The following is a 15,590-nucleotide window of genomic DNA, read 5'->3' as shown; positions in this document are numbered from 1 at the left end:
ATGGCAGTTACCCTTTTCTTTGTGCTTTTTTTATCCGATTGTGTTGATGATACTGCTTACTGCGTTAAAAAAGTTCATAAGTACCTCGTTTAGCATGTAATATGCCCCCTCTCTTACTAAATATGTACAATCAAATTATCCAATTGTGTTAATGATGCTGCTTACCGCGTTAAATAAGTTCATTAAAACGTCGTTGAACATGTTTGCAACCTCCTTTATGATAGATTCATATAGTAATACGAGAAAACATAAAGTTTGGATCACATTTTTTTAATGTTTTTTAGAAAAATAGTTAAAAAGAGAATTTAATGGAGGTTGAAGAAGATGAATTCGTTTACAAACGACGAAAAGCAAGCGGTGTACAAAGCGATTTACGGAAGAAGAGATGTACGAACATTTTTGTCTGATGAGATTCCGAATGAAACGGTTTATAACATTCTGCAGGCTGCTCACAGCGGACCTTCCGTCGGGTTTATGCAGCCTTGGAATTTTATATTAGTATCTGATACAGAAGTGAAAAATAAACTTGCCTGGGCAGCAGATAAAGAGAGAAGAGCACTGGCTATTCATTATGAAGGTGAAAAGAAAGAAGATTTTTTAGAGCTCAAGATTCAAGGATTAAAAGAAGCGCCGTTAACTATTTGCGTAACGTGTGATCCAACAAGAGGGGGCTCTCATGTTCTCGGAAGAAACTCAATTCCAGAGACCGATATGATGTCAACTGCGTGTGCGATTCAAAATATGTGGCTTGCTTCATATGCAGAAGGACTGGCAATGGGGTGGGTAAGTTTTTATAAGAAAAATGATGTACGTGACATTTTACATATTCCTCCTCATATTGATCCTGTAGCGCTTATGTCAATTGGCTATACAGATAAATATCCTGAGAAACCAATCTTAGAACAAGCTAACTGGGAAAAAAGAAGGGATTTAGACAAGCTAATTTATCATAATGTATGGGAAAATGAAAAAGAATAGCGGAGAGAAAATAAAGACATACTAAAAAGCGCCGAAATATAGTAAAATTTGAATATTAAATGATACACTATATATAGCGAAAGCGGATATGAGCGTCTAGCGTATCCGTTTTATTTATATGTATACAAATGACTTGGGAAAAAGAGAGATAGGAGAATTGAAGGTTTCATGAATATTGCAAGAAGTTGGCTTCACAACAAACTTACTATTCGCATCATTACGCTTATTATCATTACAGTTTTACTTGTCAGCATTAGAAGTATGCTTCAGCTGCTGTTATTTACGTTTATTTTCACCTTTTTAATTGGTCGTCTTCAACAAACGTTAAGAAGAAAGCTTCCGCTTAATTCAACGCTTATACTCATCGTCATCTATATCGCACTGATTGGGGCGCTTGGTATTGTAGGATATGTATATATCCCGGTTATTATGACGCAAGTTACTGAGCTTGTACAGAAGCTGATGTATTTTTACAAACACCCCCCTGATAATACATTCGTCACCTATATTATCGATAATCTAAAGAGATTCAAATCACCAGAGAATATTCAGCAGAATATTGATTTAGTATACAGCTATTTATCTAATATTGGAAAAGTAAGTGCACAAGTTTTCTTAGCACTCTTGTTAAGCCTATTCTTTTTACTTGAAAAGTCGCGGATTCACCGATTATTTGTCCAACTGGAACAATCTAGGCTGGGCTGGTTTTTCAAAGAAGCTGGCTATTTGGGGAGAAAATTTGTTAATTCCTTCGGCAAGGTAATAGAAGTTCAGTTTATTATCGCTTTTGTGAACAGCATTTTGTCCGTTATTGCGCTGTGGGTGTTAGGGTTTCCTAATTTGCTTGCACTTGGCGTTATGGTCTTTCTACTAGGGCTAGTGCCGGTTCTTGGGGTATTTGTTTCACTCATTCCACTTTGTACAATCGCTTACAGTTTAGGAGGCGGTGTAAAAGTACTATCTGTGTTAATTATGGTGGTAGTACTTCACGCACTTGAAAGCTATGTATTAAATCCAAAGCTCATGTCATCTAAAACAAACTTGCCAACATTCATTACGTTTATCATTTTAGTGTTTGGTGAACACTTCTTGGGCGTATGGGGGCTAATTCTTGGTATTCCTATTTTTATTTTCTTTTTAGATTTAGTAGGCGTAGATTCAGCCCAGCAACTGTCAAAAAAAGAAACCTCCGCAGACTAGTCTGCAGAGGTTTCTTTTTTTAAGCAGCGTATCGTTTTTTGAATAGTAGGATGATCGCGATGCTTAAGTTTATAAGCAAGAAAGATCTGATTTTTTACTGCTAAATGTTCAAGTTCGATTTTTACTTTTTTTTCTCGAAGTGCTTCTTGAATTAAATAGCGGGGAAGCAGGCTGATTCCCATGTGATGCTGAATGGCTTTTAACACCGTTTGAAGATTTGGAATCACGTGATGAGGCTGAATTTCAGGTCGTTTTTTAAAATGCTGCCGCCAAAAACGTCTAATAATAGGAAGTTCAAGACCATAGCTAATCCACCGCTGGTTGTATAAAAACTCTTCTACGTCTTTACTAGCTGTCATTTCAAAAGAAGGAGGGACGGTTAAGACAAACTCTTCTTCTTCAATGACCGTATATTCAATTCCAGGTATTTGCAATCTTTGGGTTGTAATCGCAATATCAATTTCGTCGCTTTGTATCTTTTCAAGCAAAACAGAAGCAATACCAAACTGGCTGTAGCAGCGGATGCCTGCATCTTTTATTCTTTCTAAAGCTTGTTCGGTAAAATACTCTACGGGAGAACCAATTTTTACGACCGGCAGCGCGTCGGGAGATGAAGCGGTCATTTTTAATTCAATTGAAGCAGCTTCTAGACTTTCAATTAACGGGACAATACGCGTGTACAGTTCTTTACCTTTTTCTGTTGGAATCATTTTTCTCGGTGCACGGATAAATAAAGCTTCCCCTATTTCAGCTTCTAAAGCAGCTAAGTGCTGACTCATGGCCGGCTGCGTTAAGATCCTCGCTCTGGCTGCTTCAGAAACGGATCGATATTTGTAAATGCTAATAAAGCTGCGATACCATTCAAAATCAATCATTTATGCTATCCTTTCTTATAAATTTATTTATGGATATCTATTTATTTTCTAATTTGTATTATAGACAAGCTCTCTTTAAAATAAAAATAGTAAGCAAATCATTTTTAGATAAAATAATAAAAGCAACGCTAGGCAAATGATTTAAAAAGGAGAGTTAGACTGTGAAAGCATTATTATTGCAAGATAAAAATAAATGGACAGAAATGAAAGTAGAAGAAATAGAAAAACCTCTTCCAAATAAAGGGGAAGTAGTAGTTGAAGTGCACGCAGTGGGACTTAATCCCGTAGATTATAAAACGGCTACTAATGGAAATCCTTATTGGACATATCCTCACATTCTAGGTTTAGATGTAGCTGGGACAATTGAGGAAGTTGGAGAAGGAGTAGTTGACTGGAAAAAAGGAGACCGCGTTGTCTATCACGGGGACTTTATGAAAAAAGGCGGATATGCTGAATATGCGGTTACAACTGCTCATTCAATTTCGCGCATTCCTGATGCTGTTACATTTGAAGAAGCTGCTGCTTTGCCTACGGCAGGTTACACAGCGTATGAAGCACTATTTCGTAAACTTCCAATGAACCATATTCAAACCATCTTAATTCATGGAGGAGCTGGAGGCGTAGGAGGCTTTGGCGTGCAGCTTGCTAAAAACGCTGGAAAAACCGTTTTCTCAACAGCTTCAGCACATAATCATGAGTATGTGAAGTCGTTAGGAGCTGATTATGTAATTGATTATCGCGAGGAAAACGTCGCGGAAAAAGTATTGGAGCTGACAAATGGCCGCGGCGTAGATGCTGTGCTTGACACGGTGAGCGCAAAGAACGCAACGGATTCTTTAGATATGATTGCCTATAGAGGACATTTAGCACATATTGCTGGTGCACCTGATTATACAAAAGTAAAGCCTTTTACAAAGGTGATTTCTTATCATGAAGTAGCTTTAAATGCTGCACACCACATTGATGACATGATTGCGCAAGCGGATTTAGCAAAAATGGGCGATGAGCTTTTAGCATTAGTAGCAGAGAAGAAAGTAGCTCCGATGATTGAGCGCATCATCTCGTTAAAAGAAGTGCCAAGTGCATTAGAAGAGCTTTCAAAACGTCATGTGAAAGGGAAAATCATTGCTAAAGTTAAATAATAGCAGGACAGAAAAGACTCTTTTATTACGACTAATAAAAGAGTCTTTTTCTGCTATTTTCTTTTTTTTCGTTACTTCACTTATGAACTGCATATGATAGAAGATAATCAAATATAGCAAACGGGTGCGTATGAGCTTTTTTTACTAGTAAAATTGCTTTGAAATCGTGAAATTTTGAATAGTTTGAGTTATGATGAAAGAACGTGAAATTTGTATGATTGAAAGGAGAAAAAAGGTGCAAGGGTTTATTGATTTTGTACAAAATTTAGGCATAGTGGGCATCTTTATTGCGACAGCAATCGAAGCTGCGGCAATTCCTTTTCCGTGTACGTTATCGATTTTGCTTATTGGCTCGGTGCTGCAGCTCTCAATATGGAAAATCCTTATTGTTTCAGCTGTTAATACCGTTATTTATATCGCATTCAACTATATTCCGTTCGTTATGGGATACAGGTTTGAATCTATTACCAAGCGCTGGTTTGGTGAAAAAAATATAAAACGTGCCCAAAAATGGTTTCATAAATATGGAAAATGGAGTATTACGATTTCCCGTCCCATCAGTATCGCAAACTATATAACCTATTTGGCAGGTCTTAGTAAAATCAAATCTAGGGACTTTGTTTTATACAGCACCTTAGGTATTTTTCCGTGGTTTGTTTTTTTGCTCTATGTAGGAGGACTTGGAGATATTGAAAAAATCCAAAAATATTTGCATGATGTTGATCGTTTAATATTTGTTATTCTCGTAATCGGAGTGATAGTTGGTGCAGGCTGGTGGATGAAAAAGAGAAAAGATACATAAAAAAGGATCTGCCTAAATAAGCACTACCTTAAAATAAGAGAGTTTTTAAATTAAGGTTTTCATAATTCAAAAGAGCCGCCTCTGAGCCGAGTTTTCGACTTAGAGGCGGCTCTTTTATCCCCTTATGTATACGGAACCGCTCCGTACGCTCTCTCTCGGACCAGCCTTTAACATGTGTTAAACGGAACCCTAGATCGCTTTTTTGTCTTCAACAGAGCGAAGACCTTTATAGGTAATGTAAGTAGTTCGAAGTATAAGCAGGATTATAGGAAGATGCAACTACTGTGTTAGATAGTTTAACAAACTTTTTGAAAAAGTAAACTTTTGTAAAAGGCGAACTATATATAATTTTATTAAAAAGATTATTCGTTTATAGTTGACTTACAGAAAGACCTATAGTATATTTGTAGACAAGAAAAAGCTAAATACGGTTCACTCATATATGTTTGAGAATATGGCTCAGACGTTTCTACCTTATCACCGTAAATGATAGGACTATGAGTAAAAAGTGAATCTAGGTTCCCATTTTTACGTCAGTAGAAAGTTTGGTCCAAGCGATTCACATATTCATTTTTGAAAAGAAGTGGATATGACACCGAAGGGATAAAAGCCCAGGCGGGTAGGTTTTTGCTCATTGTATTTGAGAGACCTGCCTTTGTTTGGGCTTTTTCTTATGTGTCTATTTACAGTATGAGCGAGTGATGAAAATTTCTTGTTTGTATCTGCATTGCTTTCTGGGGAGAATAGCGATGCAAAGCATGAAATCACTCACTGAAGCTTTATCTGTAAGCCCTCATTTAACCATGGGAAGTATATTCTATCTATTTTCTAGCATTTTTTCTTTGATGAGCAGCGTGGGGACGCTGCTCCTTTTTTTGTTCTTGCTTTTTTCTCTGTAAATAAAGGTCTCTAAAGAGAAGGTGATTTGCGAAATTTGGCGAATTAATGCTTTAAACAATAAATGATAGAGAAGATAAAGCGGTCTATGAAAAATGAAGAAGTTGAAAAATTGAGGAGGGAATTATGTTGCTTCACTTAATTAATGTTCGTTTGCCAATTATGCACGACCACGCTCTTTTTGAAGTGAAAATTTCAAATGGAATGTATACTTCTATCGTTTTACAAAACGGCTATCTTGAAGGTGACGAGTTTTTTCCGCTGCACGCGGCCGTGTTAGGAAAAGAAACGTCACTTGATGCACAGGGTCGTGTGCTATTACCAGGATTTGTAGATATGCATATGCATTTAGACAAAGCTCATTCGCTTCCTCAAGTGCCCAATATATCTGGAACTCTTCAAGAAGCCATTAAAAATTACAGCAGCAGCCTGCCGGCATTTCCAGAAGAAGAAATTAAGCAGCGAATGTTAAAAACTGCTTTACAGGCATTAGCTAACGGTACGACTACGATTCGAACGCATATTGATTTTGACTGCAGCATGGAAGAAGATAGTTTATTTCGAAGTTTACAAGCGGCTGTCGAAGTGAGAGATGAATTAAGCCCGTATATGGACGTGCAGGTTGTTCCGCTATTCTCTAACCTAGACATTGATGATATGCATAAGATGAATAAAATTGAACGAGCATTCGACCTTGAAATTGATGCGATTGGAGGCTGTCCTCATTTAGCTAGAAATCCAGAAAAAGAGATTGATGCTCTATTTTCGCTGGCTCAAGCCTATAATAAATCTCTTGACTTACATGTGGATGAAAGCGATGATCCGTCTGTTGATACAATAATTAATATTGCTCACAGAACAATTGAATTAAATATGGAAGGAAAAGTGGTAGTGGGGCATCTTTGCTCGCTTGCAGGAATGACTGATGCAAAAGTGAAAGAAATCTTAAATCTTTTAAAACAGGCGAAAATTGGAGTTGTCACATTACCTGCTTCTAATTTATATTTACAGGGAAGAGAAGATAAAGGAATTGTAAGACGAGGCGTAACGCGTATTCGCGACATACAAAAAGCAGCGATTCCAATTGCTACTGCATCTGATAACGTGAACGACCCCTTTCATCCGTTTGGAAAAGCAGACTTGCTGCAAGTAGGGTTACTAACTGCCTATGCTGCACATATGGGAAGTCCGGATGATCAGCGGCAGTTGCTCCGAATGATTACAAGTATACCAGCCCGGCTGATTGGAAAAGAAAAGTATGGAGTGGAAGAAGGAAACGAAGCAAACTTTGTTCTATTAAATGTGCAGTCTGTACAGGAAATATGGACTGAACTTCCCGAAACTCGCTTTGTTTTCAACAAGCATCGCTGGCTTAGCGTAAAAGAGACGCATCAGCGGCTCGCTGATGCGAACTTGACCAATCTTTGGCAGGAAAACCAAATTTTAATTGGTTAAAAACGAGGTTGAGACATAACTATATCAATTTAATCTAAAGACGAACAAATGGTATAAATCATCTAATAGATATCACTACTTGTTACACCGCTGTTGATTTCCGTTCAAGACTTCGCTTTCCGCGGGCGGCCGGTGAGCCTCCTCGTCGCTTGCACTCCTGCGGGGTCTCACCTATTTCGCTTTTCCCGCAGGAGTCTGCGTCTTGCCCTCCAATCAACAGCTAGAAGCAATTATATACATGAATCCTACGTGCATCATCCTAATGAAAAGATCCGAACGAAGTGGATTCTCCATCAAAAATCCACTTCGTTCGGAACTTCCTTCGACGAATATACTCTTGTATGTGCCTCATCTCTATAAATGTTTTGTTTAGCTCTGGCTTCCCAAAGTGGAACGTGATTGTACTTTTGCCACTCGAATACCTTTGTTTAAGCGTATTGTACTAAGTTTTAACATCAGAAAAGCAATGCCTATTGAAAAGATAATTATAAGAGCAATGCCTATTAGATAAGTTATAGTAGGATGTGCCATTTTAAATGAAAGCAATTCAGAAACTAGACCAGCTATGAAACCAATGAATCCACTTCCTGCAAGTTCGTCTGCAAATACTTTAAATGAAGAAGGGAGGTTTAGTAAAGCAAATGGAATAAGGGCAATAAATAAATACACATAGGCTAAAATTGCTAAGAGAATCGACACACCAAATGTAAGACGGTTCTGAGGGTTGTTAGGGTTGTGCTTAGCACCAATGGTACCTAACCAAATTCCCATACTGCTAATCCCAATAGTTAAAATTCCTTTTAGCAAAATACCACTGATTATTTGCACAGCAGACCAATGAATGAACAAGCCTAAAACAATTTCAATAGTTGATAGCAGGATGAAAGGGAGCAACCAGCTCATCCACAGCTTACCTAGTGCAAGTTGCCAACTGGAAATCGGCAGACTTTTTATAAGTGATGCTGTCTCTGCTTCACGTGCAATTGAAGAAGCAGACATTGACCCATTAAAGAGAGCGTAAAAAAATAAAAAGAAAACTTGTACACCGAGCCATACATTATCTTTATAAGAAATAATATTCTCTAAAGTAGCTCCACTTTTTAAAAAGCCAATGGTAGGAAATATCAGAAAGAATACAAAAGGCATAAAAACGAGCCATTCTCGCAAATCTCTTTTTATATTTTTCCAATCTGTCAACCCAATAACCATAACTGGATGGTGAACTCGATATTTTTTGCTAAATGAAATTTTAGCTCTTTTTTTGGCTTTTCCTTCACTTAAACGAACCCATCCAGTTCTAAATCCTTTTTCTACTAAAAAAGAAGATAAAAGTACACTAAGAAAAGCCAAACCCATAATACTTAATGCGGGTAAAAAAGCATGAACAGATCCTTTAGCACTTGAGGTTATTGCTGTGCTCGCCCAGTAAAAAGGTGTCCAGTTAGGAAATAAGGGAAGGGCTGTTATTGCTTTTTCAAAAGGTGCTCCATTAGAGCTAAAATTGGGAAGTTGAAATAATACATATACAATAACACCTGATAAAGCACTCATGGCTGTCATAAGCTCGTTTGCTCTTTGTGCAGGAATAAGTTGAACCAACAGGAGATTAAGTAAATAACAAATAGAAAGGCCTATCACGGCTGTACTTAATAAAACGGCTAAGGAAATAATATAGAATAAAAAATGAGCGTGAACTCGAATACCGTAGACGATCAACGGTATATAAAATAGAAAAAACATGATTAATGGTGTAGAAAGGAAACTCTTAATATATTTCACCCAAAAAAGCTGTTTTGTTGGAATGGGCATTGTAAATAAAAAGGATAAATCTAAAGAGGAATACAAGTTTTTAAATACCTGCGGGATTCCCATTAAGACAAGCATGCCCATTAACAATAAACAGCTATAAGAAAATAAGCTGCTCACCGTCTCAAAAGAGAGAGAGGGTGCCACGCTCCATACGCCTTTTGACAGAAAATACACAATAAGAGCAATAAATAAAGTAGAAAATCCAATCGTGGCGTAAGCTTGTTTTTTAGAAGATTTAACATGGTTAAGAAGTAGTTTTCCTTCTGTTTGGAGCAAGAGTTTCATCATTGATTTTCACCAGCTTTTGCAAGTTCTTCTATAATGTTTTGCTGCTCTTCATTTCCTATTAAATCGAGGAAGATGTCTTCAAGACTGGACTGATTATTGTTCGCTTGCTCTCTAAGCTCTTTCATAGAACCTAAAGCAATAACTTCTCCATCTAAAATAATGCCAATTCGATCACAAAGCTGTTCAGCAATTTCTAAAATATGAGTAGTGATAAAGACCGTTACGCCATTATCGCAAAGCCTACGTAATAGATTCTTTAGCGTTCGTGCACTTTTGGGGTCAAGTCCTACAGTTGGTTCGTCCAAAAAAATAATTTTAGGGTTATGTAAAAGCGCTCCGCATAAGGCGATTTTTTGTTTCATGCCGTGTGAGTAGCCTTCAATGAGTTCATGTGCTCGTTCTTCTAGCTGAAAAAGATGTAACCATTTAGTGGAGCGTTTCTCGAATTCGTCAGCAGATAATTTAAAAATCGAGGCGACAAACTGTAAGTATTCCATGCCGGTGAGTTTTAAGTAAAGTGTAGGTTGATCAGGAACGTAGGCGATTTTTTGTTTTGCTTCAACAGGGGACTCCCACACATTAATTCCGCACACATTAATAGAGCCGGAAGAAGGTTCTAATAGTCCTGTCATCATTTTAATAGTCGTTGTTTTTCCTGCACCGTTAGGGCCTAAAAAGCCGAATAGTTCGCCAGTTTCTACGGTTAAATTAATGTTTTTTACCGCTTTGTACGAACCGTAACTTTTAGATACATTTAATAGTGAAATAGAGTGCATCTTTATCCTCCTCATTTGTTTTTCTACTATCATATACGACTGAAAAAGGATAAAGTTTCATAAAATGTAATAAAAAATCCAAAAAAGAGCATAAAAAGAAGCTGTCACATTAGTGACAGCTTCTTAATCAATTACTTTTGAACGTTAGCAGCTTGTGGTCCACGAGCTCCATCTTCGATTTCAAATGTAACTTCTTGACCTTCTTCAAGTGATTTGAAACCTTCGCCTTGGATAGCTGAGAAGTGTACGAATACGTCGTCTTGTCCTTCTACTTCGATGAATCCAAAACCTTTTTCTGCATTAAACCATTTTACTTTACCTTGTACCATTGTAGTACCTCCTGTGTGGAAAATCCACGAATATATTACTATCTCTGCTCAATTTCAATAAGAATCACTTTAAAGAAAGTCTTTCTATTTGTTAACACCGAACAAGAAATAATATACCTAGTATAACACTTTTTCATAAAAAAGAAACCTTTTTTCATAAAAAAGTACTCTGAGATAAAAATAAGTTGAAAATATGGATATATTTTGAAATGGTAAATAAGCTATTTTTTTATGGATCTTTAGCAATCACTAAAATCTTTTATCTCGTAAAAAAAATGAATACCGAGGTTGACAAATTGAGCGAATTGTAACTATAATGGTTACAACGAGCTAAGAAGAATTAGTAGTCCTATAAAAAGCTCAAATTTTTTTGTGTTGTATGTAACTATATTGGTTACAACGAAAATAAAAGGAGAGAATAAAAATGAAAATTGGTGTTATTGGAGCAACAGGAAAAGCAGGTCAATTAATTATGGAAGAAGCAAAACAGAGAGGACATGAAGTAACAGCCATTGTTCGAAATGCTTCTAAACTAAAAAATCAAACAAACGTAATGGAAAAAGATATTTTTGCCATCACTTCAAAAGATATTGAACAGTTTGATGCTGTGGTAGATGCATTTAATGCACCTCCTGGAAGCGAACAGCTTCACGTTGAGTCTATACAATCACTTATTAAAGTATTTCAAGGTGTGCAAACGCGACTCGCAGTAGTGGGCGGAGCGGGAAGTTTATTTGTAGATGCAGAAAAAACAGCGCCTTTAATGAGCACAGACGGTTTTCCAGCAGCTTATTATCCAACTGCTTCAAACATGGGCAAAGGTTTAAAAGAACTTGAAAAGTCGACTATAAATTGGACTTATTTAAGCCCAGCAGCCTTTTTTGATGCAGAAGGTGCTCGCACGGGAGCCTATCAATTAGGAAAAGATCATGTGATCACAAATAGTCAAAATGAAAGTTATATTAGCTATGCGGATTACGCGATTGCTTTAATAGATGAGTTAGAGAATAAAAACCATGTGAATGAACGCTTTGCTGTAGTGGGTGAAAAAGCATAAGCTTACGTTTGAGTCATATTGAAAAACAGCTTGCATTTGATGTGAGCTGTTTTTTTATGGAACAAAATAAATATAAAGCAATGGAAAATGGTATAGATTTTTTATTATTTCTTCGTTTTTCTTTTTAAAAACGATACAATACAACATAGATGATAAAAAGGAGATGAAAAGATGATTCGTTTTGGTGTAATAGGAACAAACTGGATAACAGATCGACTGTTAGAATCAGCTCAGTATGTAGACGACTTTCAGCTGGCAGCTGTTTATTCTCGAACGATTGAAAAAGCAGAAGAATTTGCAGGTAAATATGATATTCCTCATATATTTACTGATTTAGAGGAAATGGCAGCGAGTGCTGAAATTGATGCAGTGTATATTGCTACTCCAAATGCTTATCATGCGGAACAAGCTATCTTATTTTTGAAAAATAACAAGCATGTATTGTGTGAAAAACCGCTCGCAGCCAATGCAACAGAAGTAACTCGCATGATTCAAACAGCCAAAAATCACAAGGTGTTACTAATGGAAGCGATGAAATCAACCCTTCTTCCTAACTTCAAAGTGATTCAAGAGAACTTACATAAAATTGGTCCAATTCGGAAATACGTTGCATCTTACTGTCAGTATTCTTCTCGTTACGATAAATATAAAGAAGGTATCGTGCTTAATGCCTTTAAGCCAGAGCTTGCAAACGGTTCACTGATGGATTTAGGTGTATATTGTCTTTATCCTCTGATTACGTTGTTTGGAGGGCCTCATAAAATAAAGGCAACGGCGTTTATGCTAGAATCTGGAGTAGATGGAGAAGGGTCAGTTGCTTTAGAGTACGAAGATCGTGACGCGGTCATCATGTATTCTAAAATTACAAATTCGCATTTGCCAAGTGAAATTCAAGGAGAAAAAGGCAGTATGATTATTGACAAAATACATACCGCTGAAAAAGTAGAAATTCGGTACAATGACGGACGGGTAGAAGAGTTAACGGTCGATCAGCCTTATCCTGCTATGTACTATGAAATAAATGAATTCGTAGAGCTGTTAAAGCAAGGAAAGATGGAATCGGACACAAATTCTTATGAGAATTCATATTTAACAATGCATGTGATGGATAAAGTGCGAGAGCAAATCGGTCTTGTATATCCAAATGATAATAAATAACAGAGGCTGGGCAAAAGTAGTTTAGTTGAAGAAAGATCCGAACGAGTTTGATTCTTGATGGAGAATCAAGCTCGTTCGGATTTTTTTATTGATAGGGTAAAAGTAGGTTTCATGTATGAAGTTGCTTCTAGCTGTTGCACGAAAATCAACAGCGGTGTAACCCATCATCCATACTAGATCATTTTCTAATTTGTTCGTCTCTAAATTGGATTGAGATAGTTATGTCTCATTCTTTTTTATTGTCGCTATAAAGAACATAATTGAGATTCGAAATCTTGCTTCGGCACATTTTAAAAGCAAATATGTTGAAACAAGGGAAGTTTTTTAGTATCTTCTATCTTTATCTATCCCTGCATACATAGGATTAATCAAAGGAAAGAATAAAAAGAGTGGAAAATATTCGATAATCAATCCTAGATTAAAATGATTATAAAAAAGTATTGACTATAATAATAGCTCGTGTATAATAAAGAATGTAATCAATAGTCATTACTAGTTTATAATGATACTAATAATCGTTATCAAATAGAAGCTGTCATTGATTGCATTAAAAATAATACATACAAGCATAAGCTTGTAAAATACATCGTACAAGGAGAGGTTTTGACATGGCAGAACGTATGGTAGGAAAACAAGCACCACGCTTCGAAATGGAGGCTGTACTTGCAAATAAGGAATTTGGAAAAGTAAGTTTAGAAGAAAATATGAAAAACGGTAAATGGACAGTATTGTTCTTCTATCCAATGGACTTTACATTCGTATGTCCAACAGAAATTACAGCTCTATCAGATCACTACGAAGAGTTTGAAGATCTAGATGCTGAAGTTGTAGGCGTTTCTACAGATACAATTCATACTCACTTAGCTTGGATTAACACAGATCGTAAAGATAATGGACTTGGAGATTTGAATTATCCATTAGCTGCAGATCCAACTCACGCAGTAGCACGTGATTACGGCGTGTTAATTGAAGAAGAAGGCGTAGCGCTTCGCGGGTTGTTTATTATTAATCCAGAAGGTGAATTGCAATACGCAGTTGTAAACCATAACAACATCGGCCGCAGCGTAGAAGAAACATTACGTGTACTTCAAGCTCTTCAAACTGGCGGACTTTGCCCAGCTAACTGGAAACCAGGTCAAAAAACACTTTAATAAATAGCGGTGGAGTAGAGGAGAAATTCCTCTACTGCTGCCATTAAAATAGAAAAGGCAGTTTTCTAACTATAAAAAACAGAATATTCAGTTTAATTAATGTGGAGGAGGATTTTAAAATGAAATTACGTGAACAAATGCCTGAATTAACTGGAGCAACATCTTGGATTAACGACGAAGTAACAAAGGAAGACTTAGTAGGTGATAAAGCAACGCTTATCCACTTTTGGTCAGTAAGCTGCCATTTATGTAAAGAAGCAATGCCTGAAGTTAATGATCTTCGTGATGAGTATGATGATCAATTGAATGTTGTAGCAGTTCATATGCCTCGTTCGGAAGATGACTTAGATATGGGTGTTATTGAGGCAATGGCAATGGGACACGATATTACTCAGCCAATTTACGTAGACAGTGAGCATAAGTTAACAGACGCTTTTGAAAATAAATATGTACCAGCATATTATGTATTTGATAAAGAAGGTCAGCTTCGCCATTTCCAAGCGGGTGGAAATGGAATGCCGATGCTTCGCAAACGTATTAACCGCGTTTTAGGCGAAGAATAATCTCTACATGAAGAAGAAATAAAAAGGCCGGGATAAAAATATTTTAGCCGAAGTGAAAAACGAACCACTAATCAAAATATTTGATTAGTAGTTCGTTTTTTTTGTTGTGTCACAAGCGGGATCAGCTCATGTATCCTATTTATTCGTCTTTAAATTGGATTCATTTCGTTATGTCTCAATCTCTTTTTTATTTTTTACTGAGTCGTTTTCATTATTAATGAGCAATTCATCATATTGACATAAAAAACCTAATATAGTTAAATTTATATAAGAACAAGCGTTCGTTTTTGGTGTTGTTATTTTACTCTTTTCTCCCTTTTTAATAAGTATAAGAAAAAAAGGAGGAGATTTGCACAATGACTCAGCTCTATTCGCAGCAAGAAAAGCGGCATGACAAAGAATGTACCTTTCATACATTTCTTACAAACCACAGCCCAACTCTTCAGACTCATATAATGAATACATTTTTGACACCAGAACGCTATGAGCGATTACAAAAAGCGGTTGTTAAACATGATACAAAAGAACAAAGACTTCTAAACAAAGAATTTCATCAGTTTTATAGCGAAGTTAGATTGCTTCATTATATTAACAAGCTTTGCAGACATTATTCCAGAGATGTTATGCGTATCAAAGAAAAAGAGCGTTCTTATATTCCTCTTCGCCTGCAGCAGCCGGCTGCGCTAGATGGAAATCGAACAGTGGAAGATATGCTAGGAGTACAGGACGGGGCTGTATGGGAGCATGAATTTTTAGGAAATCAACTTGAAAATCGTATTCTTCATCATGCATTTCGCCAATTAACGGCCAAGCAGCAGTGTATGCTGCACTTGATTATTGTCGAACGCTGGACTCATAAAGAAATCGCTGCTTATTTTTCTATTTCTCAGCAAGCGGTTTCTAATCATTATCAACGTGCGCTAAGCAAGTTGAAAAAAATTATGAAGGTGAGTGATAGATATGTTTGATCCTCAGTGGCTTCAACTTGTTGGAAACGTAGGATTTCCTGCTGTCCTTTCTTTTTATTTATTACTGCGTGTAGAAAACAATATAAAGAGACTTGAAGAAAAAGTAGAGAAATTAACAACTGACTTAAGAAAGAAGTGAAGA

At 36.7% G+C, this 15,590-nt stretch carries 16 protein-coding genes and 1 riboswitch; of the genes, 11 read left to right on the top strand and 5 right to left on the bottom strand.

The annotated features are described in order from the left end of the window. Positions 1-324: 324 nt before the first annotated feature. Together bluB and AC0KUU_RS15415 are read left to right on the top strand one after the other, a co-directional pair. On the top strand, positions 325-978 hold the full coding sequence (gene bluB / locus AC0KUU_RS15420; protein WP_013055676.1) for a 5,6-dimethylbenzimidazole synthase: 654 nt from the start codon (positions 325-327) through the stop codon (positions 976-978). A gap of 168 nt (positions 979-1,146) precedes the next feature. Further along, on the top strand, positions 1,147-2,178 hold the full coding sequence (locus AC0KUU_RS15415; RefSeq protein WP_028407669.1) for an AI-2E family transporter: 1,032 nt from the start codon (positions 1,147-1,149) through the stop codon (positions 2,176-2,178). Here the strand turns inward: AC0KUU_RS15415 and AC0KUU_RS15410 are convergent. Further along, the gene (locus AC0KUU_RS15410) at positions 2,175-3,053 is read right to left on the bottom strand and encodes a LysR family transcriptional regulator (RefSeq protein ID WP_322551768.1); all 879 of its coding nucleotides are present in this window, start codon (positions 3,051-3,053) and stop codon (positions 2,175-2,177) included. The genes AC0KUU_RS15415 and AC0KUU_RS15410 overlap by 4 nt on opposite strands. Positions 3,054-3,214: 161 nt before the next feature. Here AC0KUU_RS15410 and AC0KUU_RS15405 point away from each other — a divergent pair, with 161 nt between their 5' ends. The 3 genes from AC0KUU_RS15405 to AC0KUU_RS15395 all read left to right on the top strand — a co-directional run bounded on the left by AC0KUU_RS15405 (position 3,215) and on the right by AC0KUU_RS15395 (position 7,349). After that, positions 3,215-4,195 (top strand): zinc-binding dehydrogenase, encoded by a 981-nt coding sequence (locus tag AC0KUU_RS15405; RefSeq protein ID WP_322551769.1) that lies wholly within the window; start codon positions 3,215-3,217, stop codon positions 4,193-4,195. Positions 4,196-4,430: 235 nt separating this feature from the next. Beyond that, positions 4,431-4,997 (top strand): DedA family protein, encoded by a 567-nt coding sequence (locus tag AC0KUU_RS15400; RefSeq protein WP_230183675.1) that lies wholly within the window; start codon positions 4,431-4,433, stop codon positions 4,995-4,997. A 416-nt stretch (positions 4,998-5,413) separates the two neighbouring features. Further along, positions 5,414-5,515, top strand: a riboswitch (purine riboswitch). 505 nt (positions 5,516-6,020) lie between these two features. Then, positions 6,021-7,349 (top strand): amidohydrolase family protein, encoded by a 1,329-nt coding sequence (locus AC0KUU_RS15395; protein WP_322551770.1) that lies wholly within the window; start codon positions 6,021-6,023, stop codon positions 7,347-7,349. Positions 7,350-7,431: 82 nt separating this feature from the next. Here the strand turns inward: AC0KUU_RS15395 and AC0KUU_RS15390 are convergent, their stop codons facing one another. The 4 genes from AC0KUU_RS15390 to AC0KUU_RS15375 all read right to left on the bottom strand — a co-directional run bounded on the left by AC0KUU_RS15390 (position 7,432) and on the right by AC0KUU_RS15375 (position 10,551). After that, positions 7,432-7,566 (bottom strand): hypothetical protein, encoded by a 135-nt coding sequence (locus AC0KUU_RS15390; protein ID WP_255255743.1) that lies wholly within the window; start codon positions 7,564-7,566, stop codon positions 7,432-7,434. Between the two features lie 152 nt (positions 7,567-7,718). Continuing rightward, on the bottom strand, positions 7,719-9,446 hold the full coding sequence (locus AC0KUU_RS15385) for a putative ABC transporter permease subunit (RefSeq protein ID WP_322551771.1): 1,728 nt from the start codon (positions 9,444-9,446) through the stop codon (positions 7,719-7,721). Further along, positions 9,443-10,222, bottom strand: coding sequence for an ABC transporter ATP-binding protein (locus AC0KUU_RS15380; RefSeq protein ID WP_237074562.1), 780 nt, complete (start codon positions 10,220-10,222; stop codon positions 9,443-9,445). The genes AC0KUU_RS15385 and AC0KUU_RS15380 overlap by 4 nt, the downstream gene beginning before the upstream one ends. A 131-nt stretch (positions 10,223-10,353) precedes the next feature. Beyond that, on the bottom strand, positions 10,354-10,551 hold the full coding sequence (locus AC0KUU_RS15375) for a cold-shock protein (RefSeq protein WP_013055689.1): 198 nt from the start codon (positions 10,549-10,551) through the stop codon (positions 10,354-10,356). 424 nt (positions 10,552-10,975) lie between these two features. On the opposite strand from AC0KUU_RS15375, the gene AC0KUU_RS15370 reads away from it, so the two are divergent. From AC0KUU_RS15370 to AC0KUU_RS15345, 6 genes are all read left to right on the top strand, one after another. After that, on the top strand, positions 10,976-11,608 hold the full coding sequence (locus AC0KUU_RS15370) for an NAD(P)-dependent oxidoreductase (RefSeq protein ID WP_237074563.1): 633 nt from the start codon (positions 10,976-10,978) through the stop codon (positions 11,606-11,608). A gap of 171 nt (positions 11,609-11,779) precedes the next feature. Continuing rightward, complete coding sequence (locus tag AC0KUU_RS15365) at positions 11,780-12,766, top strand: Gfo/Idh/MocA family protein (RefSeq protein ID WP_162213700.1); 987 nt, start codon at positions 11,780-11,782, stop codon at positions 12,764-12,766. Between the two features lie 608 nt (positions 12,767-13,374). After that, entirely contained in the window at positions 13,375-13,917 is a 543-nt protein-coding gene (locus tag AC0KUU_RS15360) for a peroxiredoxin (RefSeq protein WP_014461319.1), read from the top strand. Between the two features lie 119 nt (positions 13,918-14,036). After that, positions 14,037-14,480, top strand: coding sequence for a TlpA family protein disulfide reductase (locus AC0KUU_RS15355; RefSeq protein WP_013055693.1), 444 nt, complete (start codon positions 14,037-14,039; stop codon positions 14,478-14,480). Positions 14,481-14,836: 356 nt separating this feature from the next. Next, positions 14,837-15,448, top strand: coding sequence for a sigma-70 family RNA polymerase sigma factor (locus tag AC0KUU_RS15350; protein ID WP_322551772.1), 612 nt, complete (start codon positions 14,837-14,839; stop codon positions 15,446-15,448). Then, entirely contained in the window at positions 15,441-15,587 is a 147-nt protein-coding gene (locus AC0KUU_RS15345) for a YvrJ family protein (protein ID WP_013082003.1), read from the top strand. Before AC0KUU_RS15350 ends, AC0KUU_RS15345 begins: the two co-directional genes overlap by 8 nt. Positions 15,588-15,590 lie beyond the last annotated feature (3 nt).

The sequence above is a fragment of the Priestia sp. ST2 genome (assembly GCF_055810735.1).
The sequence above is the reverse complement of the archived record's forward strand: the minus strand, read 5'-3'. Positions and strand labels throughout refer to the sequence as shown.